We start from the raw sequence: 23,458 nt of genomic DNA, 5'->3' as shown, positions 1-23,458 counted from the left end.
CATCCAGGAGTCACCCGACGCTTGCGCGGCCACCTGACCGAAGGGAAGCCAAAGGCATGTCAGACCACAACTCGGCTGGTACCGCAGATGACAGCACGCCGGTTGTCAGGTGGGGAATTCTCGGCACCGGGTTCATTGCCGGACTTCAAACCCGGGACCTGATCGACCACGGCTCGCTTGTCCAGGCTGTGGGCTCCAGAAACCTGGCGTCGGCGAGGGACTTCGCGGCCCGGTATAACGTCCCCTCATCCCATGGAAGCTACGAGGACCTCGTGGCCGACCCGGACGTCGATGTTGTCTACATTTCGACGCCGCACCCGTTCCACCACGAGAATGCGCTGCTGGCCCTGAACGCGGGCAAACACGTGTTGATTGAAAAGCCCTTCGCCATGAACGCCCGGCAGGCCGGGGAAATTGTGGAGCTCGCCGGGTCAATGGGACTGATCGCACTTGAGGCCATGTGGACCCGCTATCTGCCGCACATGGCCCGGATCCGTGAGCTGATTCGATCCGGTGCATTGGGCGACGTCCGGACAGTGATCGCGGACCACAACCAGAATCTGCCCAAGGATCCCCTGCACCGCATTAACAACCCGGCCCTGGGCGGCGGGGCGCTCCTGGACCTTGGCATCTACCCCGTGTCCTTCGCCTTCGACGTCTTCGGCGCGCCGGTCGCCATCCGGGCTGCTGCCAGCATGACCGGCACCGGTGTTGACCGGCAGACTGCCATGATCTTCGAATACGGGGACGGGCAGCAGGCGGTACTGCACTCCGCACTGGACACCGCAGGGCCAAACCGGGCCGCGGTCATCGGAACCGAAGGCAGAATCGAGGTCCAGTCGGTCTGGTACGAGCCCTCGCCCTTCATGCGGTACGACGCCGACGGAAACGTCGTTGAACAGTTCGATGAGCCGGTCACCGGCCGAGGAATGCAATTCCAGGCTCGGGAAATGGAGCGGCTCATCGGAGCGCACGCCCTTGCCAACGACATCCTGCCGCCCCAGCAGAGCGTTCAGGTCATGGAGGCAATGGACGAAGTCAGACGCCAGATCGGTCTTGCCTACGACAGCGACTGAGTCGGACGGAATGTAGGCCGCCGTCGCTCATCTGATTCCGATCAGCCCAATCCCATGAGCCCGACCCCATCAGCCCGTACCGATGAGCCCGGCCACGCGATCGATCTCCTCGTCCAGATTGTAGAAATGCACGGCCAGCCGGATCCTGCCCTCTCGGACGGATGCCACGACGTTGGCCTTGCGGAAACGCGCCATGACGGCCTCGGTGTCCCTCACCGGCACGGAAATAATGGTCGAGCGGTGATCCTCGGTGAAGGGGCGGAAGCCGGAGCCCTCCGCTGCCAGGGCATCCTGCAGCCGCAGGGCGAGCCGGGCGTTGCGGTCGAGCAGGGCAGCAACGCCGAAGCGGCGGAAAATGCCGAGCGCCGCCTGCTCGGCCAGGGCGGGAAACCACGCCAATGAGGCATCGAGCTTCGAGGCCGTGGGTGAGAGGTCCATGGCCGGTCCGTAGAAACTCTCGGCCGGGTTCCGTGCAGCCTTCCAGCCTGGACCGACGGGCTGGAGTCGGTTGAGCAGCCCGCTGCGGACATAGAGGTAGCCCATGCCCCTTGAGCCGAGCAGGAACTTGTGGCTCGCGGCGGCCAGGAAGTCCACGCCGTCGCGCACCACGTCCAGCGGCACCGCGCCGGCGGCCTGGCAGGCGTCGACGAAGAACCAGGCGCCGGAGCGGGCAGCGACCCGGCTGAGCGCGGCAAGGTCGGCCCGGTAGCCGCTGGCAGAATGCACCGCGCTGACGGCGATCAGGCGCGTGCCGCCGTCGGCCGCCCGGCCGAAAGCGTCGGCGCTAACAGTGCCGTCGCCGTCCGGAGCGAGGGTGCGAACCTCATAGCCGCGGCCCCGAAGCAGCAGCCACGGATAGTAGTTCGAGGCGAATTCGTTCCCGGCGACCACGATGTTCTCGCCGCGCTTCGCGGGCGGCAGGTTGGCGGCCACTATCCCGGCGGCTGTGCTCACGGCCGGAACGATTGCGATGTCCGCGGCGGTGGCGCCGACGATCTCCGCGAACATGGCGCGGGCGTCCTCCCCCGCCCGCTCGGCTGCCAGCCAATCGAAGGTGCCGGCGGACCAGCGCTCAACCGCCAGCTCGTAGGCCGCCCTGGCGGGGGCACAACCGACATTCATTGAGGCCGTATTGAGGTAAATGGTGTCCTTGAGACCCGGGAAGAGCTGGCGGATGTCGGCGGCGTGCATGGCTTTGCTCCCTAGCCGTTTGAGCGCCCGGGGTCCAGGCCCTTCGCGTACGCCGCCTGCCCCACATGCTGGAGGCAATCGGCAACAATGCTGACCAGCCGCACCCCGAGCGTGACGGGCGGGTCCCAGCGGGTGTCGACGACGCGGTCGAAGTCGTCGTCGCCGAGGGTCTTCAGATATTCCACAGTCTGCCGGTGAACGGCGTCGTAGTATTCGAGCAACAGCTCCGGCGGGGCCTGCACCGCGTCAACCTGGCGGCTCGTATGCCCGTAACCGGTGTCGTGCCGGGGAAGCGGCAGGTCGAACCGGCTGAAGAATCCCTGCGAGGTCCAGACCTGGTCCAGGCCTGCGGCGGAGGCCACCTGGGCGTCCTCGACTCTGCCCAGGTGCCAGAGGAGCCAGGCCATCGAGTTCCCGTTGCCGGCCGGCCGGCGGAGCAGCGTGGCGTCGTCCACCCCCGCCAAGGCGGCGGCAGCGCTCTCATGGATCCGGCCGAAGGAGTCGAGCAGCAGTTCATTGGATTTCATCAAGTCCCTCGCTGTGCATGTCCGGTGAGATGTGCATGATCGGTGAGTGTGCATGTTCGGTGAGCTGTGCATGATCGCTGAGCCCCATGCTTGCATGGAGGCCGCGTCGGCGGATAGGGCCGAGCGTCTTGGCCTCCGGGACTTAGCAGCGAGGTCTTGGCAGCGGGGACCCCCGCGCCTACCCTTACGAACTATGAGCAACTTGTTGCCTGTAGCCCAGCCGGAGCGACCAAAAAGCGGCCGCTGGGAACGCCGGGACAAGTTCCATCTCGCCGGCATCACCGGCTTCGTCATCCTGCTCAATGTGGTCGGCTGGAGCGTGCTGATCCTGGCCGTGGCTCCACAGAACTTCACCCTGGGCCGCTCCGGTGTATATGGAGTAGGGCTGGGCGTTACCGCTTTCCTGCTGGGAGTGCGGCACGCCTTCGACGCCGACCACATCGCCGTCATCGACAACACCACCCGCAAGCTGGTCGGCGAGGGACAGACCGCCCTGGGTGTGGGCTTCTGGTTCTCGTTGGGGCACTCGACCGTTGTCTTCGGGGCGGCGCTGCTCGTGGCATTCGGCGTCAGGGCGCTGGCCGGCACTGTGCAAAACGAGGATTCGGCCCTGATGCAGACACTGGGGCTGATCGGAAGCGTGGTGGCTGGAACGTTTCTGATCCTGATCGGGCTGATGAACCTGGTCTCGGTCATTGGCATTGTCCGGGTTTTCCGCGGGATGCGGACCGGCGAATTGAACGAGGCAGAGCTTGAGCGGCAGCTCAACAACCGGGGCTTCCTGGCCCGACTGCTCGGCGGCTCCATCCGGCGGATCGCCAAGCCGTGGCACGTCTATCCGGTCGGGTTACTGATGGGCCTTGGCTTCGACACTGCGTCCCAGGTGGCCCTGCTCGTGCTCGCGGCCGGTTCCGCTGCCTTCTCGTTGCCCTGGTACGCCATCCTGGTCCTGCCGGTGCTCTTCGCGGCCGGAATGAGCATCTTTGACACCGCCGACGGCGTGTTCATGTCCAGGGCCTACGGATGGGCATTCCTCAAACCCGTCCGCAAAGTGTTCTATAACCTCACCGTCACGGTGCTATCGGTGGTTGTAGCGCTAGTGGTGGGTGTCATCGTGCTGTCCGGACTCCTGGCGGACAAGCTGGGAATCGAGTCGGGGCCGGCGGCCGCGATCGGATCACTGGAGCTGGAAAACGTCGGCTATATCATCGTGGGGCTCTTCGTGGTCACCTGGCTGGTCGCGCTCGCTGTCTGGAAATTTGGCCGGATCGAACAGCGCTGGACCCAATCCGGCAGTTGAGTTTGGTGCCTGCGGGAGCGGTCAGCAGTTGGGCGAGTCGAACTCGTAGGCCCCCGAGTCGGCGGCGGCCGTGCCGTTGCAGTCGCCGTCCTGGGGCACCGCAAGTCCTGCGAGGTCGACGGCGGAAGAGCTCGTTCCGGCGCGGTCGATCGCCGGGCTGGTGCCGGTCAGGTGGAGATCGGCCGGGGCGTTCACGAACCGGGCAGAGGCAGTGGTGGACGTACTGTTCGGCACGAAATTGACTGGACCGTTGAGGACGTTCTGCTTTTCGGTCCAGCCGGAACCGTTGATCCACAAGGAGTTTTTGACCCCTGCCAGGATGTTCCCGCGGATCACTGTCGATGACGGGCAACTGGCATGGCAGACAATGGCCTGGGACTGCGGCCCGTTCAGATAGATGGTGTTGAACTCAAAAACAGTGCCGTTCGTGGGCCCGAACGAGGTCCCCGGTCCGCGGGCGATCAGGCCCTTGGCCTGCGCGCAGTTGGCACCGCAGGTTGAACGGACCAGGTTGTAGCGGTAGGTGTTGCCGTCCGCAGTTCCGGAGGACTTTCCGATCTCGGAGAAGTTGTTGTTGTCCAGGGCCACGTTGTGGTGAATGTAATTCCGGTTGCCGTTGTAGATCTCGAAAGAACCGCCGTCGCGGTTGTAGTCGTAGGAAAACGCGGTGGAGCCGCTGACCGTGTTGCCGGAAAACTCGTTGTCGTTGCCGTTGACCAGCACGCCGGAAGCGCCCGAGTCGTCATTGCAGTTCACTGCCTGGGGTGTTCCGCAGTTTGTGCCCTGTGTCAGGACGTTCATGATGTTGTTGTCGGTCAGCGCGTTGCCGGTGTATTTCCCGAAATCGGATCCGGTTCCCGCCTTGATTCCCACGGCATTGTTGGATGCGCTGGAGTTGCGGACGGTGTTGCGGTCCCCGGTGACGCTGATGCCAGCGTAGCCGCAGGAGACGCCGCGCAGTCCGTCAACTGTGGTGAAGTTGCCGTTGATCCTGATGCAGTTTCCTGACTTCCCGCCCGTAATGGTCGGAGCGCTGCCGCTCCCGTAGCCGGTCAGGGTGATGGGCGCCGCATCAGTCCCGCTTTGGGTGGTCACAATCCCCCCGGTCCAGGTGTCCCCCCTGCGGAAACTGACGGTGTCGCCGGGTTTGAGCACCGTCGAGTTGACCTTTGACAGCGACTTCCACGGTGCAGCGCTCGAGGTTCCCGAATTGGTGTCGCTCCCCGAGGAGCTGACAAAGTACGTGGCACCAGCGGCCTGGGCCGGCGCCGCGAGTCCCGCCACCAACCAGCCGACCGTGAGGACGGGCGTGAGCAATGCGGTGATGGCGGAAATGACTGTCCTGATGCGTCGCGGGTTCATCCCGCCGACCCTAGTGGGCACGGGCTGTAAAAAGCTGGGGGAATTTTACCAGAGCTTTATCTCAAACAGCACTGCATACTTTAAATGGATTTGTGCCTGACCCGCCCGGGTCTCAGCGCGGAGACGTCGCACCGCATACCTCAGCCCTTTGTAACTGGAGTCCTGCCATGCTGCCGCGCCGTTCCTCCCCCACCAGTTCAGCGTCGGACACGCCGCTCCGGCGGCATCCGTGGAAACGGCGTCTCCGCGCGGCAGGGGTGGTGGCGCTGATCATGGCCGGTTTACTCGTCGTCTCGACGTCGGCCAATCTCCTGTTGGAATGGCACGAAAAGTCCACCTCGGTCGCCTACGGCGAGAAGGTTTCCATCAGCGAGGGAACCATCAATGTCAGTCGAACCGGCGATGCCGGCCCCACGATCGTGCTGCTCAGCGGGCTCGGGACCCCCGCCCCCGGGCTCGATTTTGCCCCGCTGGTCCGGGAATTACGCGGCTTCCGAACAGTGGTTGTTGAGGGATTCGGCTACGGCTACAGCGATATGGCTGCCCGGCCGCGGACCGTGGAAAACATCACCGAAGAACTTCATGAAGTGCTGTCAAAGCTCGGCATCAGCGCGCCGTACATCCTCCTGGGCCACTCGATTGGCGGCTATTCCACGCTGTATTACTCGAACAAATATCCTGCGGAGGTTTCCGCGGTGATCGGCATCGACCCCACCGTCCCGGCCGGCCGGACGTCCAAGGACGCAACTCCCGGCCCTGCTGAGATGCCGGCAGTGGACTACTGGTGGGCGCATGCGCCTTCGACGGCAGGCCTGGTGCGTTGGGCCACCGCGCTGGGATTCAGCGAGCCTGGCGGCGGCGGGTTCACCGCAGCCGAACGCCAGCAAATGCGTCACATGAGCAGCTGGAACTTCGGCAACCAGGCCGTCACCGACGAAACACTCCGGATGGGCGAGAACTCGGCCAAGCTCCAGGATGTCCGCTACGCCGATACCCTTCCAGTGCTTGACTTTCTGTCCCAAGACACGATGAACCAGCAACCGTATGTTTCGCACGAACGGCAGTTGGCCAACGTCAGGCGCCACGAACTGGTTGTCCTTGAGGGCGAGCACTACCTGCATTGGACGCAGTCCAGGGCCATGGCGGCGAGGATCAGCGATTTCCTGCGCCAGATCGGCGCCGGGTAGCCCTAATGCGGAGCGTGATCCGTCGGCGGGGCCGGCTGGGCTAAAAGTGCCCGGATGGTTGACGGAAGGACGATTGCTGCGGCGACCTCATCGAGTCGGCCGCCCCGGATTTCAGCGGCCGCGCTGTGGAGGATGGCGTAGAAGCAGGCGGCCTGCCACGCGAGGGAATGATCGGTGCGGAAGCTTCCCTCGCTCCTGCCTTTTTCAAGGACGGATATCACCCGCGCAAGGGGCTTGTCGTGGTGGGCCCTGATTTGTTCCGCCGTATAGTATCGTCCGGCCGCCGCCATAAGGGAGTCGAATTGCTGGAGAACCCGCCAGGATGACTGGACCAGCTCCCGCAGGCAGTCCCAGGTGTCCTGCTCGATGTCCACTGCGGCGAGTTCTTCCTCGGCGCGGTCCATGGTCCTCGCAAAAACAGCACCAACCAGTTCCTTCCGGTCGGCGAAGTGTCCGTAGAGGGTCACCCTGCCCACCCCCGCAACCCGGGCAATCTCAGCCATGCTGGCATCTGGATTCCCACTCAGGCACGTCAGGGCGGCTTCGATGATGACATCCCTGTTCCGGACGGCGTCCGCACGCTTGACGCGTTCCTTCCGTACTTCCGGCACCGGCCCCACCTGCCTTTCCGACTACTCAAACAACGATGTTCAGGTTACCAGCGGGGGCTCCGGCGCGGACCCCTGACAGGATGACGCAGAACGCGCCTGTGATGAACCTCTCATGCCGTGGCGGGCGACGGCGGTGCTCCCGATTCTCCGGGCACTTCTGGATACCGCTGGCCCTTCCGCGCCTTTCGCTTCGAAATGGATGAATTATCGTGGAACAGGAGCGTGATTCCAGGGTGAATATTCGGATTTTGCGCCACTAACTCCTTGTTGGAAGAATTTAAGGCTGGGTGCGGGCGATGCCCGCACCCAATTCCGCGGAAGCGCTTCCGTGACGATTCCAGCCACCAGGGAGCCCTATCCATGATTTCCGTCAGCCGGGTCTCGAAGAGCTACGGCTCCGGGACGACGGCGGTCCGCGCCCTTGACGACGTCTCACTGTCCGTCGCCCGAGGCGAGATTTTCGGCGTCGTTGGCCAGAGCGGCGCCGGCAAGAGCACACTGATCCGCACCATCAATTCCCTGGAGCTCCCGGATTCGGGGAGCGTCAGCGTCGACGGCCGCGAGATGACCACCCTGTCCGGGGCGGAGTTGCGCGCGGCACGCCACAACATCGGCATGATCTTCCAGCACTTCAATCTGCTCAGCAGCAGGACCGTGCAGGCGAATGTGGAACTGTCCTTGGAGATCACCGGCGCGGCGCGTGCGGCGAGGCGCACCCGGGCCCTCGAGATCCTCGAACTTGTGGGCCTGCACGGCAAGGCCTCCGCGTATCCCGCACAATTGTCCGGCGGGCAGAAACAGCGAGTCGGCATCGCCCGCGCGCTGGCATCCAACCCCTCGGTGCTGCTGAGCGACGAGGCGACGTCGGCATTGGATCCCGAGACGACTGCACAGATTCTTGATCTCATTCGGAACCTGAGCAAAGACCTGGGACTGACAGTGCTGCTCATCACGCACGAGATGGACGTGGTCAAGCGGATTTGCGACTCCGCCGCCGTCATGAGCGGAGGGCGGATCCTCGAGCAGGGTCCGGTGCAACAGCTGCTGACGACAGAGAATTCCCTGTTGGGCCAGGCGTTGTTCCCCATGGGCGAGGTCCCGGAGACATCCGGCGCAATCGTTGACATCACGTTCAGCGGAGTCACCACCGACCGGCCCGTGATCGCCCAGCTGGCGCGCAAGCATGGCATCGACGTCGGAATTCTGGGGGCGGCGGTTGAAACCGTCCGCGGACTCCAGACAGGACGCACCCGGCTGGAACTGCCCGGTGACGCGCGGACCGTGGCCGCCGCCGTCGCCGATCTCCGTTCCCAGGGACTCTTCGTGGAGGTAGTCAAGTGATCGACCGCAATGACCCGTACTTCTGGTCCGACCTGCTGGACACGATCCTCAAAGGCGCCGGTGAGACGTTCTACACCGTGGGGCTGAGCTTGCTGTTCACTGTCGTTTTCGGCCTAGCGGCGGGCGTCCTGCTTGTGACCACCGAGTCCGGCGGCCTGCTGGCGAAGCTCTTCGGCAGCCGGGCGCTCGGATTCTTCGTCAACCGGCTGCTGGACGTCGTGGTGAACATTGGCAGGTCCGTCCCGTTCATCATCCTCATGATCCTGCTCATTCCGTTCACCCGCCTGCTGGTCGGGTCCTTTATCGGGCCCACCGCGGCCATTGTCCCGCTGACCATCGCCGGCATTCCCTTCTTCGCCCGGCTGGTGGAGATCGGTGTCCGCGAAGTGCCAGTGGGACTCGTCGAAGCCGCCCAGTCACTTGGAGCCACCCGGTGGACCATCCTGACCAAGGTCATGGTTGCCGAGGCAGTCCCGGCCCTGGCGCTCGGGCTGTCCACCACCGTGGTCGGACTCATCGGCTACTCGGCCATGGTGGGCGCAGTGGGCGGCGGCGGCCTCGGGGATGTCGCGTTCCGCTACGGCTACCAGCGGTACAGCCCCGAGTACATGTTCGGCGTCGTCATCCTCCTGGTCCTGCTGGTACAGCTCTTCCAGTCCCTGGGCAACTTCGCCGCGCGCCGGCTGTCCCACCGGTAGCCGCCGGCGCCGCCACGCACCAATTTCCTTTCCCCATCACCCACCTTTCTGCGAAAGAGTTCCAATGTTCCGTGCACAAATCCTTAAGGCCGCCGCTACCGGCGCGGCCGCCATCCTTGCCCTGTCCGCCTGCGGCGCGGGCGCCTCCAGCAGTCCGGCCGAGACCATCAAGGTCGGCGCCCTCGCCGTGCCGGCCGGGGACATGCTGAAGCAAGTCCAGCGCGAACTCGCCCCCAAGCAGGGCCTGACCGTGGAGTACAAAGAGTTCAGCGACTACAACACGCCCAACCCGGCCGTGAGCGACGGCGACATCGACGCCAATCTGTTCCAGAACACCACGTTCATGGAGACCTACAACAAGGCTGCCGGCAAAAACCTCGTCAGCGTGGGCAAGGTGTATCTGCCGCCGATGGCCCTGTACTCCAATGACGTGGCCAACCTTGCGGCGCTGCCCGACGGCGCGTCGGTCGCCATCCCCAACGACCCCACCAATGAATCCCGGGCCCTGAAGCTGCTGGCGTCCAAGGGACTGATCGAGGTCACCGAGAACCCGATCACGCTCAAGGACGTCAAGGCGAACCCGAAGAACCTCAAGTTCACGGAAATCGAAAACGCCAGCCTGCCCCAGGCCCTCAATGACAAGGACGCGGCAATCGTCACTCTGGCCTTTGCCCTTCCCGCCGGCCTGAGCGCCGACAAGCAGCTGCTGGTCGAGGGCAAGGACAGCGCCTACTACAACGTCCTGGCCGTGAAGGCCGAGATGAAGGATGACCCGCGCGTGCAGAAGCTGTACAAGATCCTGACCTCGCAGGACATGAAGGATTTCATCCAGACCAAGTTCAAGGGCCTCGTGATCCCGGCCAGCTGACCGGTTGGCGCTTCCCTGGCGCCTCACCCGGACCATCCGGTTCGGGTGAGGCGCCGGCCGGCGATCCGGTCCTAAGGTCAGGGCATGGGACTTTTACGGCACCGGCATGACGAACCCGCAGCCCAGCGGTTTCAGATGCGCGAGAAACTGCTCTCGATTGGGGACGACTTCTGGATCGAGGACGACCAGGGCAGACGCGCCTACAAGGTCAACGGCAAGGCCGTCCGGGTCAGGGACACGTTCGTCCTGGAGGACGCCTCGGGAAACGACGTGGCGCGCATCCAGGAGCGCAAGCTCTCGATCCGGGACAAGGTCAACGTCGAGCGCGGCGGCGACACCGCGGCGACGGTCCACAAGGCATTGGTCGGGCTCCGGGATCGCTTCGCCATCGATGTGAAGGACGGCGCCGATTTGAAGGCGCACGGCAACATCGTCGACCACGAGTACAAGATCGAGCGCGACGGCCACACAGTCGCCACCATCTCCAAGAAATGGTTCCGCGTGCGTGAGTCCTACGGCGTCGAAGTCATGGAGGGCGAGGACGTCCCGCTCATCCTGGCAATCACCGTCGCCATCGACTCGCTAACCTAGCCCATTGAGCGAACATGGCGCAGAGGAACCGAACCCGCTCCCCACTGGCCTCGACCCTGTGGGGGCTCTTCGGATTCTTCACCGCGAGCGCGGTCTGCGGGGTGCTGGCCGCCAGCCTCCTGGTACCCACCGTGGCCGCGACCGGCGTCGCCGTCAGTGATTCGATCAAATTGTTCAACAGCCTCCCGTCGGAACTGACGGTTGATCCGCCGTCGGAGTCGACCCGGGTGCTCACCGCCGATGGCAAGCCGATCGCCACCTTTTACGCGGAAAACCGTGTGAAGGTCCGGCTCGACCAGATGTCCCCGTACATCAAGAACGCGATCGTCGCGATCGAGGACCGCCGCTTCTACGAGCATGCCGGCGTGGACCCCCAGGGAATTCTCCGGGCGGTGGTGTCCAACCTGACCACTGGCGGCAGGCAGGGCGCCTCCACGCTGACCCAGCAGTACGTCACCAACGTGCTCAATGAATCCCTTGTGTCTGCGGACAGGGGTGACCAAATTGTCCTCAATGGGCAGAAGAGCATGGCTGACAAGATCCGCGAGATGAAGCTCGCCGTCGAACTGGAGAAAAGGTACACCAAGGACCAGATCCTCGAGGGATACCTCAACATCGTGTTCTTCGCCCGGGACGCCTACGGCGTTGAGGCCGCGTCCCGCTACTTCTTCAACACCACAGCCAAGGACCTCACCCTGCCGCAGGCCGCCCTGCTCGCCGGCCTCGTGAACAGCCCCAGCTTCTACAATCCCGCTGTCCATCCGGACAACGCCGTCCAGCGGCGCAACCAGGTCCTCGCCAAGATGCTCAGCACCGGGACCATCTCGCAAGCGGAGCATGATGCCGCCGTCGCCGCCCCGGTGGATCTTAAAATCACCCCCGGCATGCAGGGATGCGCCGGCGCGGAAATGGCACCGTACTTCTGCGACTACGTTTCCCACCTCATCCTCAACAACCCGGCCTATGGCGCGGAAGTTGCCGAACGCGAGCGGAAGCTGTTCCGCGGCGGCCTGACCATCACCACCACTCTGGACAGCCGGCTTCAACTGGCGGCCCAGGCGCAGGTCGATGCCACGGCCGGGGCCAACCCGGACAAATGGGGGGCATCGATGGTCTCGATCGCGCCCGGCACGGGCAAGATCCTGGCGATGGCCCAAAATACTGTTTTCCTGCCGGCTCCCGGAAAGTTCGATACGCAGCTGAACTTCAATGTCGATTCCAAGGATGCCAACGGCAACGATCTCAACGGCGCCGGCGGGTTCCAGCCGGGCTCCACCATGAAACCGTTCACGTTCGCGGAATGGCTCAACGAGGGCAAATCCCTGGCCGCGGTGGTGGATGCCTCCCGGCGCTCCTATCCGCTCGGGTTCCGCTGGAGATCTAGCTGCGGCAGGGTGCTCGGCGCCTACAGCTCCAGCCAGAAGAGCCTCGGCGCGGCGGACGACCTCCAGAACAACGACGCGGGCTACTACCGCCGCATGCGCGTGGACTACGGGCTGTATAACTCCATCAATACCGCCACTTTCGCCGAGGCCGCCCAGCTCGACTTCTGCGGCATCCAGAAAATGGTCGATGCCGCGGGGCTCCACAGCGGCGTGGACAACGCCCGGATAAACATGCACCAGCTGGGCAATCTTCTCGGCGCCATTGGCGTGGCGCCGCTGCATCTGGCCAACGCGTTTGCCACGTTCGCCAATGACGGCAAGTACTGCGCGCCGATCGCGATTGTGGCGGTAACCGACGCGGCAGGTCGAAAACTTCCGGCCGAGGCAAGCTCGTGCCGGGATGCGTTCAAGCCAGACGTCGCCCGCGGTGTGAACTCCGTGCTGCAGGACGTGCTGAAACGCGGATCCGGCGTCTACATCAAACCCAAGCTCTACGACCGGTTTCCTGTCGCGGCCAAGACCGGCACGTCCAATACCAACGGTGCGACCTGGGTGGTGGGCTACACCACCGGCATGGCCACCGCATCCTTCTTCGGTGACGCCCTGGAAGGTCAAAAGCGGCCCGGCCAGAACGTCACCGTCAACGGCAAGTTCTACAAGGCCATTGACGGATACATGCTGGCCGGTCCGCAATGGGCCAACTACATGCTGCAGGTTGCCGGGTACTACCCTGCCGCTGCCTTCCCCAAGCCGCCAGAGTCCATAACCCGGGCTCCTTTCAGCACCCGGATTCCGTGTTCCCCCCGGGCTGACCGTGCGCTGTGCGGCTAGCCCAGGCAGAAATTGCCGGGCCCCAAGTACCCCCTGTACCAACGGGCCCAGAGCCCCTATTCTCTTGCCATGAGGGATGGGGGCAATGTCCGGCGAGGGGAATCGCGCCACCGCGCGCGAGTGGCCCGTGAATACCGCTAACCAGCCTCATGACAATTACGACGCCTTCCTGTCGAGGCTGGACGCCGCCACAACCAGCCTGAGCACGCGGGCCGCGTCGTTAGACAAGGCCCAGGAGGCCGTCTCCCTGCTCTTGGAACCATATGAGTCAGCTGTCCGGAAATGGGAGCGCCGGCGCCATTACGTCAGCCACCAGCTCGCCGCCCACTCCGGGTCGCCACAGTCCTACACCGCACTGTGCGAGCTACACGTCGTGGCCGGAAAGATGGAATCGATGCTCCGCGGTCGGGTCGAGCGCGTCACGGAAAAACTCGCGATCATTCAAGGCCGTCGCGAGGCCATCGACAAGGCACTGCTGGAGCTTGAGCTGAGCAGAATCAAGCTGACGTCCTCCCGGATGCTGTCCCAGGACCGCCAGGAGTTGAGCAGTATCTTTTCTGAACTCGCCGGCTCCCCCGTTGCCACAGGAGCCATTCCCGACATGGGGCTGCTGAGCGATCTGAAGGAAGCACGCCAGGCAATCGTCCTGGCCGAAGCGCTGATCGAAGTGAAGGGGTACTAATCATGGAAATTTCGAGGCGCGATCAGCCCCGCAAGAACACCGTCGCCCTTGTTCGTTGGAAAAAACAACCGGGCGAACACACCGTGGCTAAGTTCATCATGTCCAGTATTTTGGGATTGTTCCTCTGCCTGTTCCTGATGATCTTCCTGTCCGGCCTCAGGAGTTTCGGTGCCGCGGTCCTGTTTGCCTTCTGCTTCGCCGCGCTTCTCACGGTGCGCTCAGTCATGGCCCAGAGAAAATTTATGCGCGGGCTGACCAAGAGGATCAATGAAACCATCGCCGAGGTAACGAACAGCCCGGGCGACCAGTTGTCGGTCAGGCAATTTCAGCACATGGCCAAGAGCGGCGAGAAGCTTCCGCTCGTGGTCAGCGGCGTGCCCGGGCTACACCTGCATGTTGCCCGGGCTTCAACGCTGGAGAAACATGTCCCCGAGAAGTGGGTTGCGGTCTTTACCGTCGTTCCTCCCGAGAACGGGACCGCCAGCTTCGACCGCTTGGTCGCGGCGGCCATCAATGCCGGCCCCGGTACCGCCGATGCCAGGGCTTCATAGCGCGGCAGAGTGCGATTCGATCAGACCCTAGGTCGGATTCAGCCGGATGAATCGAGGGCTTGATAACCCTTGGAGCTACGGAGTTGACCCGGATCTCGCGACTCGTGGGCTGGAGCTAAAGATCAGGTTCGGGCGGCCGGCTCAAGAACAGCCTTGACTGCTTCCCCGGCCGATGCGGGATTCTGTCCAGTCACGAGATTGCCATCGACGACGACGTATGAGCCCCAGGCGGGCCCGGTTTCGAAGATGGCGCCGTACTCGCGGAGGCGGGATTCCAGCAACCGCGGCGCCTTGTCTGCGAAGCCAACCTGCGCTTCTTCCTCATCCAGGAACGCAGTCAGGCGCCGGCCCTTGAACAGCCACTGCCCGTCGCGGGTTGCTGTGCTGAAGCTGGCGGGACCGTGGCACAGAGAGGCGACAACCTTGGCGGGGTCATCGAGCGTGGCCTCGAAAATACGTTTGATATCGGAGTTGATCGAAAGATCCTGCATGGGACCATGTCCGCCAGGGGCGAAGATTATGTCGTACTCGCTGGGATCGGCCTCCTCAAGCGCAACGGCGGCGGCCAGGTTCTCCCCGGAGTCCGCGAGGTAAACGCGGAATTCCTCGACCTTCCCGTTGTCGCCGTAGTTCGTCTCCGGCGCCAGGCTGAACTCGTCCGCAACCGGGGTGAGGCCGCCAGGAGTGGCGATCGTGACTTCAAGGCCCGCTTCGCGGAAAATGCGGTCTGGGACTACGAACTCTTCCGCCCAGAATCCGGTCGGATGCTTCGACCCATCCTTCAACTCCCAGAAGGTGGTTCCGGTCAAGACCATAAGGACAGCAGCAAAAAGCGCCGTTAGGCAAGCAGGGCCAGGGCGGGCCGGAGCCCTGCGACGGACAGCACTGGACCCGACAGCCGGCCGCGCCAGCGGACGCCCGAATTGGGGTGGGCCCTGCGAACCATTTAAGAGCACGTTAAGAGCACGCCGGGATCTGCACCCCTTGTCCTGCGGTTGGCGGTCCGCCACCGGTAACCAGAGGCGGGAGCCAGCCACGACGGCGGACCGCCAGCGGTGACCGGCCCGGAAGGCCGGCCACCGTCCTGGATGTCAGCTCACCGGTTGGTGCAGTCCGAAGAGTTGCTGTGCGAGGTCGATCAATTCCTCCGGTGCGTCGCCGCCGTCCGTCTCGCCCGGGAACACCGCTTTCCCGCAGTAGACATCGGTCAGGACTCCCGGTCTCTTCAAGGACCAGCTGAGCGGCGAAGCTGGACCGGAACCATAAGATGGTGTCCATGACGGTCGATCGCCGCCGCATGGTGAGCATGCTCAGTTTCGGCCATTTGATTTCAGGGAGTCAAAACTGACCGTAGGCCCGTTCCTGCTGCGAGTTCCTCCAATGCCGCCCCCGCCTCGGACAAGGGACGGACTTTGTCGATCAACTGATCGAGCGGCAGGTGGCCCGCCAGGTGCAGCCGCGCCAGGCGGGGGATGTCCACGCGGGCCACGCTCGAGCCATAGTTGCAGCCCAGGATGCTCTTGCCCTGGTCGGCCAGGTCGAAGGGATCGATGCTAGAGCGCGCGCCGATGCGGGTCATGCCCACCAGAACGGCCGCGCCGCCAGGAGCCAGCAGGCCGGGAAGAGTCTCAATGACCTTCTCGTTCCCGATCGCCTCGAACGCGAAGTCCACGCCGCCCAGCTCGTCCCGCGCATACGCGGCAAGGTCCGTCTCGCGGGGATCGATGGTGCCGGTTGCCCCGAGCTCTTGGGCCTTGGCACGCTTCTCCGGCGAGAGGTCCACGGCTATGATTGGGTTGGCTCCCGCAAGCTTGAGACCCATCACTACGGACAGCCCCACGCCTCCGCAGCCAATGACGACGGCGGACGCGCCGGCCGGGACTCGGGCCGTGTTGAGGACAGCGCCGACGCCGGTGGTTACTGAGCAGCCCAGCAGGGCACCGACAGTGAACGGCAGTTTGTCGTCCACCTTGACGGCGGCCGATTCGGGGACGACGACAGCCGGTGCGAAAGTGCCCAAGCCGAGGTACGGCCACAGCGGTTCGCCGCCGCCGTCGTTGAATGCCGTGGTGCCGTCCGGCAGGGTGTTGGAAAGCGCTGTGGTCCCGGTGCAGAGCCAGGCCCGCCCGGCGGCGCAGTTGGTGCAGCGCATGCAGGGCGCGAACCAGGACAGCACCACATGGTCGCCGGGGTGCAAACCGGTGACGCCGGGGCCGGTCTCTTCAACCACGCCGGCCGCTTCGTGGCCGAGGACTAAGGGCTCCTCCGCCGGCCAATCACCGTTGACGATGTGCAGATCCGAGTGGCATACACCGGTCGCTCGGATGTCTACCCGAATCTGGCCCGGACCGGGCGCGGCAATCGTGACGGCCTCCTGCGCGACCCCGCGTCCGCTGCGGTAGGTGGTAGCTTCAATCATGGTGATCTCCTATTCCGGGTTCTGAGCGGAAAGCTGTTCGTCGCTGCAGCGCCGCGCGGCTTCTTCCGCATTGAGGTCGAGTGAGCGGCTCAGCAGCAAGTAGGCGATTGACGCCGTGGCGAGGCCGACGAGCCAGGCGATGTCGACGTCGCCAAGTGCCCCCGCCAGCGGACCGATGTAGCTCCAATCGCCGATGGCGGGGAGCACCATGAACGGGATTTCGCTCAACAGGCCGATGCCGAAGGCGGTGAGTCCCCGCCAGCCCCAGGCGCCGTAGATGCCGTTCGGCGTGAAGAGGTCCGCGATGGCGTAGTGGCCCCGGCGGACCACGAAGAAGTCCACCAGGTTGGTGGCGGTCCACGGCACCAGGATGTAGAGCATCAGGGTCAGGGCCGAGAAGACTGTGGCTACCGAGCTTGCGTTGATAAACGAGGCGATCAGGTACCAGAGCACGGCGAGCACGAGGATGGTCACCACGCGGGCGGTGGTCTTCGGTTTGATGGGGCGTACGGAGTCGATAGTGGTCAGTACCGTGAGCGCCCCGCCGTAGGCGTTCATGCCCATGGTCGCGGTCAACGCGAGTGCGGAGAGCAACGCGGCTATGTCACCGAGCGGCGCGAAGATGGTGTTTCCGGCCAGTTGGAGGCCCGCGAGCCCGTCGGTTGCGCCCAGCGCGATGGACAGCCAGGCGCCCAGGGAAATCAGCCAGATGGCCGAGGACGAGGCGCCGAAGAATACTGCGGAAATGACTGATCGGGCCGGCGTGCTGGTGGGAAGGTAGCGCGAGTAGTCCGAAACGTACGGCGCGTAGGTGATGTTGTAGGCGGCGCAGGCAGCAAACTGGGCCATGAACGCCGGCCAGGTGAAGTCGTACTGCGTGGCGTCCCCCGATCCGCCCGCACCCCCGGTGACGACGCCGATCGTCAGGATGGTCATGACGGGCAGAGAGACGTACAGCAGGATGCGGAACGCTTTATGCAGCCAGTCATGGCCGAAGATCGCCAGGCCCGCTCCGGCAACGGTGGCCAGGATGGCGATGAGGGTCGGGTCCCAGGCAAAGGAACTGCCGAGGCCTTCGCTAAGGAGGACGGTGTCCGCCACATTGAATGCCACGTAGGTAAACAGCGTGGCTAGCAACGGAACAACCACGCCGCGGTACCCGAACTGGGCCCTCGACTGAATCATCTGCGGCAGTCCCATGGTGGGTCCCTGCGAGGCATGGAATGCCATGAAGACCGTACCGACGCCGATGCCAAGCACGCTCGCAAGGATGGTCCACTCCAAGGAGAGCCCCATGGATGGGCCGATGAAGCCGATCGGGATAGAGAAATACTGGAAGTTACCCAGAAACCACAGAGGACCTTGGTGCCACAGTTTGCCGTGGCGTTCGTTCTCCGGAACCCAGTCTATTGAGCGGGCCTCGATGAGCCGCACAGGGCTTCCTTGCCCAGGCAGATTGCTGGTCATGACCTTCCTTCCGATGGAGGAATGTCCCTACGCGAGAGCCAGGGACGTGGAAATAGAGGAGCGTTGATGCCGACAAAGTTTCGTCGCAGACAACGAATGTTTTCAACAGCATATGGCCTGGATCACAATTAATCAAATGTGATTTGGTTACTTCGCGCTCGCGTTTGTTGCTGCGATACTCGATGCATGGCTAGACCTCGAACGCAGCTCCTTTCCCGTGAGATCATCCTCGACGCCGCTCTGGAGCTCATCGACAAACACCAAGACTTCACAATTCTCGGAATCGGAAAGCACCTTGGCGTCAATCCGTCTTCGCTGTATCACCATCTCAGCGGCGGCAAGGACGAGATCGTCAACTCATTGCGCGAGAGGTTCTACAAGAGCATCGATGTCAAATCGATGAAGGACAGCGGAACGTCCTGGCAGTCCCGAATCGAACGCTGGGTGCGTACGTACCGGGAGGCCGTAGCCCAGTACCCGGCAGCAATTCCCCTCCTTATCGGGCGCGTCGTCGACGACCCCCCAACCCTCACCGTCTATGAGGCGCTGGCCGCGCTGCTGTTTGAAGCAGGAGTCCCTGCCCCAAGCCAGTTGGGGATTATTGCGATGCTTGACGCCTTGGTTTTCGGATCAGCCATCGACGCAGGGTCTCCTGAACCGCTTTGGATACCAACACCGGACGGGCAGCCCAAACTGCGCGCGGCGGTTGCGTCCAGTGACGCGGCAGATCGTGTCGCCGCTGGCCTCACTTTCGGGATCGAGGCGGCAGTCCGCCTGATTGAAGGGCTGATCCCGGCTTCCAATATTGATTTGACGCCCATAGGAGCATCGTAGATAAAACAGGGCCGGGGGCTCCGGAGCTCTGCGACGGCGAACCTGGACCCAACAGCCGGCCGCGCCAGCGGACGGCCAAATGGGTGCGAGCCCTGCGAGCATGCCCTTCCTGAGCATGATGAGGGCATGACTGACCTGGCGCCGAGTGATGGCCGCCCCGTGCGGGTCACGGTGCCGGGATGGAATCGCCTCGAGTCCTGCGGGTCCTGGCTGTGGTGTTCACGGTTGCCGCCGCTGGTGCATTGGCGCTCGTGGTCCTCGATCTCGTCATCGGCCGGCCGGCGGCGGGCGATGTCTTCATCACCGTCCTGAGTGCCCTGGCGGCATACGTGTTGTGGCGCCGGTGTTGGAAAAAACCCGGGCATGAGGAAAGGCCGGCACCTGGGTGCCGGCCTTTCCGGGTTTTCCCCTCTGCAAAGGAAATTTGGGTGGGCAGCGTCCCGCTGCCTGGTGGTTAGAGGTTGTGGTGTTCCTGGGCCCAGCCGATATCCGTGACTGTGCCGGCGAGGTTTCCCTCACCGGCCGGATAGTCAAACCCTTCGATGCCTGCAGTCCGCCGAACGTCAGGCGGCCATAGCTGTCGTGGCCGCGGAGGCTGGGTTGTAGGTGGTGCCGTCACGGAGCATGGCCCAGAGGACATTCAGCCGCCGTCGTGCCAGCGACAGCATTGCTCGGATGTGAGATTCCCCTCCGCACGTTTCCGGTCGTAATAGCCGCGCGAGGCGGGGCAGGACTTCAGTGCGGAGAGCCCTGAGAGGTAAAAGACTCGCAGCAATCGCCGATCGTAGCGTCTGGGCCGGTGGTGGTTGCCGCTGATTCTTCCGGAATCCCGGGGTGCCGGGGCGAGCCCGACGACGCCGGCGAACCGGTCGGCTGACTGGAAGACGGTGAGGTCCCCACCGGTGGCGCCGAGGAACTCGGCGGCGAGGACGGGCCCGAAACCGGGCATGCTCAGCAGCACCTGTGTGTGCTGGTGTTCGGTGACTTTCTCGCTGATTAGAGCATCGAGTTCCGTCAGCTCCAAATTCAGGATGATGATCTCCCGGGCGAGTGCAGCGACAATTCCCTCACCCATGTGCTGGGCGGGAGCGATGGTGTGCTGCGACTTGGCGGCCTCGACTGCGGCCGCCGCAACGGCTGCCGAGGAGCGGGCACCGTTCTTCTTCAGCCAGGCGTGGATCGGGGACTAGCCGGCGCGGCGGATCCCGTCCGGAGTCCGGTGCTTGGACAGCAACAGCAGGGCGGCCTTGGAACGGCTGTAATCGAAGGCCCGCTCCAGCGCGGGGAAGTATTCGAGCAACTGGGCCTGCAGGCGGTTGATCGCCCGCACCCGGTCCGCGGACTTATCGGACCGGCGTGCTGTCAGGATCCGCAGACCCGTACTGATCTCATCCCCGGCCCGGAGGGGCTGCAGGTCGCGGCGCATCCGGGCCTGGTCGGCGATCACGAAGGTGTCTTTGGCGTCAGTTTTGCCGTCGCCACGGTAGAGGCGGGAGGCGTGGTGCACGGTTCGGCCTGGGATGTAGAGGATGTTCTGGCCGTGGCCGACGAGCAGGGCAATCAGCAGCGCCGGTCCCCCGTGGTTCAGGTCGGTTGCCCACACCACCTCGTCCCCGTTCCCGAGTCTCAGGACGGCGGCGATGAGGTTCAGCAGGGCTGGTTCGTCGTTGGGGATTTTCTGTGAGAGCAGCCGGTTTCCGTCCGCGTCGATGACAACGCAGTGATGATGGGCTTGCCGGCATCAATGCCTGCCCATAGGTGCACCAAGAACAGCCTCCAGTCTGTTGGATGGCAACAGCCCAGCAGATAACCGCGCCGTCCTTATCCGGCGATCATGTCGCGTCTCTCAATCAGCGGTCGGGTCATCGCGGGGTGGGGGGCCAATCCTTCGAAGCCGTCACGATGCCAGCCGCGTGGCGGAGTGGCCGGCTGGCCAAAGGCCAGGGCCAGACCCGCATGTGGGTCCGGCCCTGGCCGCCCTGATATTGAACCGCTGGAACAGCGCGCTAGGACAGGGCTCCGTCCGCCTTCACGGCAAGGACGGGCCGGTCCGCCTGCATCAGGATGCGCTGGGCGTGGCTGCCCAGGATGAATTTGCCGACCTGTGAACGGTGACGCAGGCCAATGACGATGAGGGAGGCGTTGACCTCCCGGGCGACGTCGAGGAATTCGTCGGCAAGGTCGTCACGGTACGGCGGCTGGATCACCGTTGCCCTGATCCCGGCTTCCGTGGCCCGGCGGCCGGCCTGCTCCAGGACGTCGGAGGCGGCAACGGACTTGTCGACGAGGGCGCCTTCGCGCGCGGAGTTGACGATAACCAGGTCCTCCTTCCGGAGCATGGCTTCGGCAATGCCGGCGGTCAGCGCGGCCTCCCCCGCTGGTGTGGGGACGAACCCGACGATGATGCTCATACTTTCTCCTTGATTTTGTTGATGATGGGCTGCCCGCTGGGCGCTGCCTTCCGCTTGGCCAGCAGGGTCCGGATGCCAGGGAGCACCGCGACCAGGACGAACGCCATGAGCAGCGTCGCGGAGATGGGGCGGGTGAAGAAGCCCGTGGGATCGCCGCCGAACACGAGAAGTGAACGGCGCAGCGAGCTCTCCAGCAGGGATCCGAGGACGAAGGCCAGGACCAGCGGACCGGGTTCAAAGCCGAACTTCTTCATCAGGTATCCGACGATCCCAAACACCACGACGAGCGTGACATCGAACATGCTGTTGTTGATGGTGTAGGCGCCGAGCAGCGTAATGAGGGCGGTGACTGGGGCCAGGATCGCGGCCCGGACGCGGAGGATCTTCACGAAGATTCCCACGAGGGGCAGGCTCATGATCAGCAGCAGGATATTGCCGATGTACATGGAGTTGACGACGCCCCAGAACAGCCCGGGGTCCTGCTCCACCAGCTGCGGGCCCGGCGTCACGCCCTGGATCAGCAGGGCTCCGAACATCAGGGCCATGGTGGCGTTGGCCGGGATGCCGAGGGTCAGCAGCGGGATGAACGATGACGTTGCTGCGGCGTTGTTGGCGGTTTCCGGTCCTGCGACGCCCTCAGGCGCCCCCTTGCCGAACCGTTCTGGCTGTTTGGCACGCTTCTTTTCCATCGCATAGGAGGCCATCGACGCGATGGTGGCACCGCCGCCGGGCAGAATGCCGAGGAAGAACCCCAGGACGGAACCGCGGGTGATCGCGCCGGAGGCCTGCTTGAGATCCGTCCTTGATGGCCAGACGTTCGTGACTTTGGACGGTGCCTTGGCGGCGCGGTGTCGCTCCTCGAGGTTGTAGAGGATTTCACCCAGGCCGAAGACGCCCATGGCGATCGGCACGAAGTCGATGCCGTCGGCCAGCTCCAGGTTGCCGAAGGTAAAGCGGCTTTCTCCGGTGAAGATGTCCCGGCCGACCGTTGCGAGCAGGAGGCCGACGGCGGCGGCGATGAGTGCCTTGGTCTTGGCGCCGTTGCTGATGGTGGCCACCAACAGGATTCCAAGCAGGGCGAGTGCCGAGTATTCTGCCGGACCGAAGTCCAGGGCAAAGCTTGCCACGATGGGAGCCAAGAAGGTCAAGCCGACGATCGAGGCGGTTCCGCCGACGAACGAGCCGATGGACGCCAGGCCCAGTGCGGTACCGGCTTTGCCCTGTTTGGCCATCTGGTAGCCGTCGAAGACCGTCACTACGGAGGATGCCTCGCCGGGAAGCCGGAGGAGCACGGAGGTGATGGTGCCGCCGTACTGTGCTCCGTAGAAGATGCCGGCGAGCATGATGATGGCGGTGACGGGTTCGACGTTGTAGGTCAGCGGCAACAGGATAGCGATAGTGGCCGCGGGCCCCAGACCGGGCAGGACGCCGATCAACATGCCGATGACGACGCCGATCAGGCAGTACAGGAGGTTGCTCGGCTCCAGGACAACGGCGAATCCGTTGATCACGGGATTTAGAAAATCCACGGGGTTCTCCTAGAAGAGGTGGGGAATGGAGGTGTTGAGCGCCAGGACGAAGATTCCGTAGAACGCCGCCACGACGATCGCGCTGACCAGCAGGGTGGAGCGCCATGTTTCGCCGCCGAGGAAGCGCATCCAGATGACGCACAGCACGAGGGCGGGCAGTTCAAAACCGATGACCGGCATCAGCGCCACCATGGCGGCGAGCGTGACGAGCCCTGTGAGGGGTGCCACGGACATGCGGGTGAACTTCTCCGCGTCCCGGTTGTGCCGGCCGATGATCAGCTGGAAGAGGCCCAGGACCACCATGACGCAGCTGATCATAAACGGCCACAGCCCGGGCTCGGGCGCCGCCGGAGTGCCCAGGCCCATCGCAACGGACAGGACCAGCGCGCCGATGCCGACGCCGAGGACCACCAGGGAGGACGCAGCATTGGCCAGCGCCCCGGCGGCAGGAGGCTTCTCGTCCTCCCACTGCGCGGCAAGCTGCTCCGGTGTCAGATCCTCCAGAAGGTCGTCGATCTGGGCTTCGGGGGCGTCCCCGCCGGCGGGAGCGGCCGGGCGGCCTCCCCCTCCGGCGGGCACTGCAGGTGAAGACGACAC

Annotated in this window: 21 protein-coding genes and 1 pseudogene; 11 read left to right on the top strand and 11 right to left on the bottom strand. The window is 64.2% G+C overall.

The features are described from left to right. The first annotated feature begins 56 nt into the window (after positions 1 to 56). Complete coding sequence (locus ACFVTM_RS20875) at positions 57 to 1,076, top strand: Gfo/Idh/MocA family protein (protein WP_390205979.1); 1,020 nt, start codon at positions 57 to 59, stop codon at positions 1,074 to 1,076. 69 nt (positions 1,077 to 1,145) lie between these two features. Here the strand turns inward: ACFVTM_RS20875 and ACFVTM_RS20870 are convergent, their stop codons facing one another. Both ACFVTM_RS20870 and ACFVTM_RS20865 read right to left on the bottom strand, forming a co-directional pair. Continuing rightward, entirely contained in the window at positions 1,146 to 2,267 is a 1,122-nt protein-coding gene (locus ACFVTM_RS20870) for an aminotransferase class V-fold PLP-dependent enzyme (RefSeq protein WP_390205977.1), read from the bottom strand. Between the two features lie 11 nt (positions 2,268 to 2,278). Continuing rightward, a complete protein-coding gene (locus ACFVTM_RS20865; protein ID WP_390205975.1) occupies positions 2,279 to 2,794 on the bottom strand; it encodes a DinB family protein in 516 nt (171 codons plus the stop codon). A gap of 193 nt (positions 2,795 to 2,987) precedes the next feature. Here ACFVTM_RS20865 and ACFVTM_RS20860 point away from each other — a divergent pair, with 193 nt between their 5' ends. Next, positions 2,988 to 4,094 (top strand): HoxN/HupN/NixA family nickel/cobalt transporter, encoded by a 1,107-nt coding sequence (locus tag ACFVTM_RS20860; RefSeq protein WP_390205974.1) that lies wholly within the window; start codon positions 2,988 to 2,990, stop codon positions 4,092 to 4,094. Between the two features lie 21 nt (positions 4,095 to 4,115). On the opposite strand, the gene ACFVTM_RS20855 is transcribed toward ACFVTM_RS20860, so the two are convergent. After that, a complete protein-coding gene (locus ACFVTM_RS20855; RefSeq protein ID WP_390205973.1) occupies positions 4,116 to 5,456 on the bottom strand; it encodes a hypothetical protein in 1,341 nt (446 codons plus the stop codon). Positions 5,457 to 5,623: 167 nt separating this feature from the next. Here ACFVTM_RS20855 and ACFVTM_RS20850 point away from each other — a divergent pair, with 167 nt between their 5' ends. After that, the gene (locus tag ACFVTM_RS20850) at positions 5,624 to 6,643 is read left to right on the top strand and encodes an alpha/beta fold hydrolase (RefSeq protein ID WP_390205972.1); all 1,020 of its coding nucleotides are present in this window, start codon (positions 5,624 to 5,626) and stop codon (positions 6,641 to 6,643) included. 2 nt (positions 6,644 to 6,645) lie between these two features. Here ACFVTM_RS20850 and ACFVTM_RS20845 read toward each other — a convergent pair whose 3' ends face one another. After that, entirely contained in the window at positions 6,646 to 7,254 is a 609-nt protein-coding gene (locus tag ACFVTM_RS20845) for a TetR/AcrR family transcriptional regulator (protein ID WP_390205971.1), read from the bottom strand. Between the two features lie 360 nt (positions 7,255 to 7,614). Between ACFVTM_RS20845 and ACFVTM_RS20840 the strand changes: the two genes are divergently transcribed. The 7 genes from ACFVTM_RS20840 (at position 7,615) to ACFVTM_RS20810 (ending at position 14,201) form a co-directional block, all read left to right on the top strand. Beyond that, positions 7,615 to 8,595: a methionine ABC transporter ATP-binding protein gene (locus ACFVTM_RS20840; protein WP_390205970.1), complete on the top strand. Its 981-nt coding sequence runs from the start codon at positions 7,615 to 7,617 to the stop codon at positions 8,593 to 8,595. After that, positions 8,592 to 9,293, top strand: a complete 702-nt coding sequence (locus tag ACFVTM_RS20835; RefSeq protein ID WP_390205968.1) for a methionine ABC transporter permease — start codon at positions 8,592 to 8,594, stop codon at positions 9,291 to 9,293. Before ACFVTM_RS20840 ends, ACFVTM_RS20835 begins: the two co-directional genes overlap by 4 nt. A 64-nt stretch (positions 9,294 to 9,357) precedes the next feature. Then, the gene (locus ACFVTM_RS20830; RefSeq protein WP_390205966.1) at positions 9,358 to 10,161 is read left to right on the top strand and encodes a MetQ/NlpA family ABC transporter substrate-binding protein; all 804 of its coding nucleotides are present in this window, start codon (positions 9,358 to 9,360) and stop codon (positions 10,159 to 10,161) included. Positions 10,162 to 10,245: 84 nt separating this feature from the next. Continuing rightward, the gene (locus ACFVTM_RS20825; protein ID WP_390205964.1) at positions 10,246 to 10,752 is read left to right on the top strand and encodes an LURP-one-related/scramblase family protein; all 507 of its coding nucleotides are present in this window, start codon (positions 10,246 to 10,248) and stop codon (positions 10,750 to 10,752) included. Positions 10,753 to 10,766: 14 nt separating this feature from the next. Further along, entirely contained in the window at positions 10,767 to 12,968 is a 2,202-nt protein-coding gene (locus ACFVTM_RS20820) for a transglycosylase domain-containing protein (RefSeq protein ID WP_390205962.1), read from the top strand. Positions 12,969 to 13,095: 127 nt separating this feature from the next. Beyond that, complete coding sequence (locus ACFVTM_RS20815) at positions 13,096 to 13,650, top strand: hypothetical protein (protein ID WP_390205960.1); 555 nt, start codon at positions 13,096 to 13,098, stop codon at positions 13,648 to 13,650. Positions 13,651 to 13,652: 2 nt separating this feature from the next. Further along, positions 13,653 to 14,201 carry a hypothetical protein gene (locus tag ACFVTM_RS20810; RefSeq protein ID WP_390205959.1) on the top strand — a complete coding sequence of 183 codons (549 nt, stop codon included), beginning with the start codon at positions 13,653 to 13,655 and terminating at the stop codon, positions 14,199 to 14,201. A 122-nt stretch (positions 14,202 to 14,323) separates the two neighbouring features. Here the strand turns inward: ACFVTM_RS20810 and ACFVTM_RS20805 are convergent, their stop codons facing one another. From ACFVTM_RS20805 to ACFVTM_RS20795, 3 genes are all read right to left on the bottom strand, one after another. Further along, positions 14,324 to 15,016: a type 1 glutamine amidotransferase domain-containing protein gene (locus tag ACFVTM_RS20805; protein ID WP_390205957.1), complete on the bottom strand. Its 693-nt coding sequence runs from the start codon at positions 15,014 to 15,016 to the stop codon at positions 14,324 to 14,326. A gap of 515 nt (positions 15,017 to 15,531) precedes the next feature. Continuing rightward, the gene (locus ACFVTM_RS20800) at positions 15,532 to 16,620 is read right to left on the bottom strand and encodes an alcohol dehydrogenase catalytic domain-containing protein (protein WP_390205955.1); all 1,089 of its coding nucleotides are present in this window, start codon (positions 16,618 to 16,620) and stop codon (positions 15,532 to 15,534) included. A 9-nt stretch (positions 16,621 to 16,629) separates the two neighbouring features. Continuing rightward, positions 16,630 to 18,087, bottom strand: a complete 1,458-nt coding sequence (locus ACFVTM_RS20795; RefSeq protein ID WP_390205953.1) for a purine-cytosine permease family protein — start codon at positions 18,085 to 18,087, stop codon at positions 16,630 to 16,632. 186 nt (positions 18,088 to 18,273) lie between these two features. Here ACFVTM_RS20795 and ACFVTM_RS20790 point away from each other — a divergent pair, with 186 nt between their 5' ends. Next, the gene (locus ACFVTM_RS20790; RefSeq protein WP_390205951.1) at positions 18,274 to 18,921 is read left to right on the top strand and encodes a TetR/AcrR family transcriptional regulator; all 648 of its coding nucleotides are present in this window, start codon (positions 18,274 to 18,276) and stop codon (positions 18,919 to 18,921) included. Between the two features lie 563 nt (positions 18,922 to 19,484). Here ACFVTM_RS20790 and ACFVTM_RS20785 read toward each other — a convergent pair. The 4 genes and pseudogenes from ACFVTM_RS20785 to ACFVTM_RS20770 all read right to left on the bottom strand — a co-directional run bounded on the left by ACFVTM_RS20785 (position 19,485) and on the right by ACFVTM_RS20770 (position 23,458). Further along, a pseudogene (locus tag ACFVTM_RS20785) lies at positions 19,485 to 20,688 on the bottom strand (IS110 family transposase). Positions 20,689 to 20,927: 239 nt separating this feature from the next. Further along, positions 20,928 to 21,332, bottom strand: a complete 405-nt coding sequence (locus ACFVTM_RS20780; protein ID WP_390205950.1) for a universal stress protein — start codon at positions 21,330 to 21,332, stop codon at positions 20,928 to 20,930. Continuing rightward, on the bottom strand, positions 21,329 to 22,861 hold the full coding sequence (locus ACFVTM_RS20775; protein ID WP_390205948.1) for a tripartite tricarboxylate transporter permease: 1,533 nt from the start codon (positions 22,859 to 22,861) through the stop codon (positions 21,329 to 21,331). The genes ACFVTM_RS20780 and ACFVTM_RS20775 overlap by 4 nt, the downstream gene beginning before the upstream one ends. A 9-nt stretch (positions 22,862 to 22,870) precedes the next feature. Further along, positions 22,871 to 23,458 carry a tripartite tricarboxylate transporter TctB family protein gene (locus tag ACFVTM_RS20770; RefSeq protein ID WP_390205947.1) on the bottom strand — a complete coding sequence of 196 codons (588 nt, stop codon included), beginning with the start codon at positions 23,456 to 23,458 and terminating at the stop codon, positions 22,871 to 22,873.

The sequence above is a fragment of the Arthrobacter sp. NPDC058130 genome, from assembly GCF_042884475.1.
GTDB lineage: Bacteria > Actinomycetota > Actinomycetes > Actinomycetales > Micrococcaceae > Arthrobacter.
Note: the sequence above shows the minus strand (reverse complement) of the source record. Positions and strands in the feature narration are given on the sequence as shown.

Bases quoted from the DNA above. Each gene is read 5' to 3' on its own strand.
- ACFVTM_RS20865 (WP_390205975.1), bottom strand. From the start codon at position 2,794: ATGAAATCCAATGAACTGCTGCTCGACTCCTTCGGCCGGATCCATGAG.
- ACFVTM_RS20820 (WP_390205962.1), top strand. From the start codon at position 10,767: ATGGCGCAGAGGAACCGAACCCGCTCCCCACTGGCCTCGACCCTGTGG.
- ACFVTM_RS20795 (WP_390205953.1), bottom strand. From the start codon at position 18,087: ATGACCAGCAATCTGCCTGGGCAAGGAAGCCCTGTGCGGCTCATCGAG.
- ACFVTM_RS20810 (WP_390205959.1), top strand. From the start codon at position 13,653: ATGGAAATTTCGAGGCGCGATCAGCCCCGCAAGAACACCGTCGCCCTT.
- ACFVTM_RS20860 (WP_390205974.1), top strand. From the start codon at position 2,988: ATGAGCAACTTGTTGCCTGTAGCCCAGCCGGAGCGACCAAAAAGCGGC.
- ACFVTM_RS20790 (WP_390205951.1), top strand. From the start codon at position 18,274: ATGGCTAGACCTCGAACGCAGCTCCTTTCCCGTGAGATCATCCTCGAC.
- ACFVTM_RS20825 (WP_390205964.1), top strand. From the start codon at position 10,246: ATGGGACTTTTACGGCACCGGCATGACGAACCCGCAGCCCAGCGGTTT.
- ACFVTM_RS20855 (WP_390205973.1), bottom strand. From the start codon at position 5,456: ATGAACCCGCGACGCATCAGGACAGTCATTTCCGCCATCACCGCATTG.
- ACFVTM_RS20840 (WP_390205970.1), top strand. From the start codon at position 7,615: ATGATTTCCGTCAGCCGGGTCTCGAAGAGCTACGGCTCCGGGACGACG.
- ACFVTM_RS20780 (WP_390205950.1), bottom strand. From the start codon at position 21,332: ATGAGCATCATCGTCGGGTTCGTCCCCACACCAGCGGGGGAGGCCGCG.
- ACFVTM_RS20875 (WP_390205979.1), top strand. From the start codon at position 57: ATGTCAGACCACAACTCGGCTGGTACCGCAGATGACAGCACGCCGGTT.
- ACFVTM_RS20805 (WP_390205957.1), bottom strand. From the start codon at position 15,016: ATGGTCTTGACCGGAACCACCTTCTGGGAGTTGAAGGATGGGTCGAAG.
- ACFVTM_RS20870 (WP_390205977.1), bottom strand. From the start codon at position 2,267: ATGCACGCCGCCGACATCCGCCAGCTCTTCCCGGGTCTCAAGGACACC.
- ACFVTM_RS20850 (WP_390205972.1), top strand. From the start codon at position 5,624: ATGCTGCCGCGCCGTTCCTCCCCCACCAGTTCAGCGTCGGACACGCCG.
- ACFVTM_RS20800 (WP_390205955.1), bottom strand. From the start codon at position 16,620: ATGATTGAAGCTACCACCTACCGCAGCGGACGCGGGGTCGCGCAGGAG.
- ACFVTM_RS20830 (WP_390205966.1), top strand. From the start codon at position 9,358: ATGTTCCGTGCACAAATCCTTAAGGCCGCCGCTACCGGCGCGGCCGCC.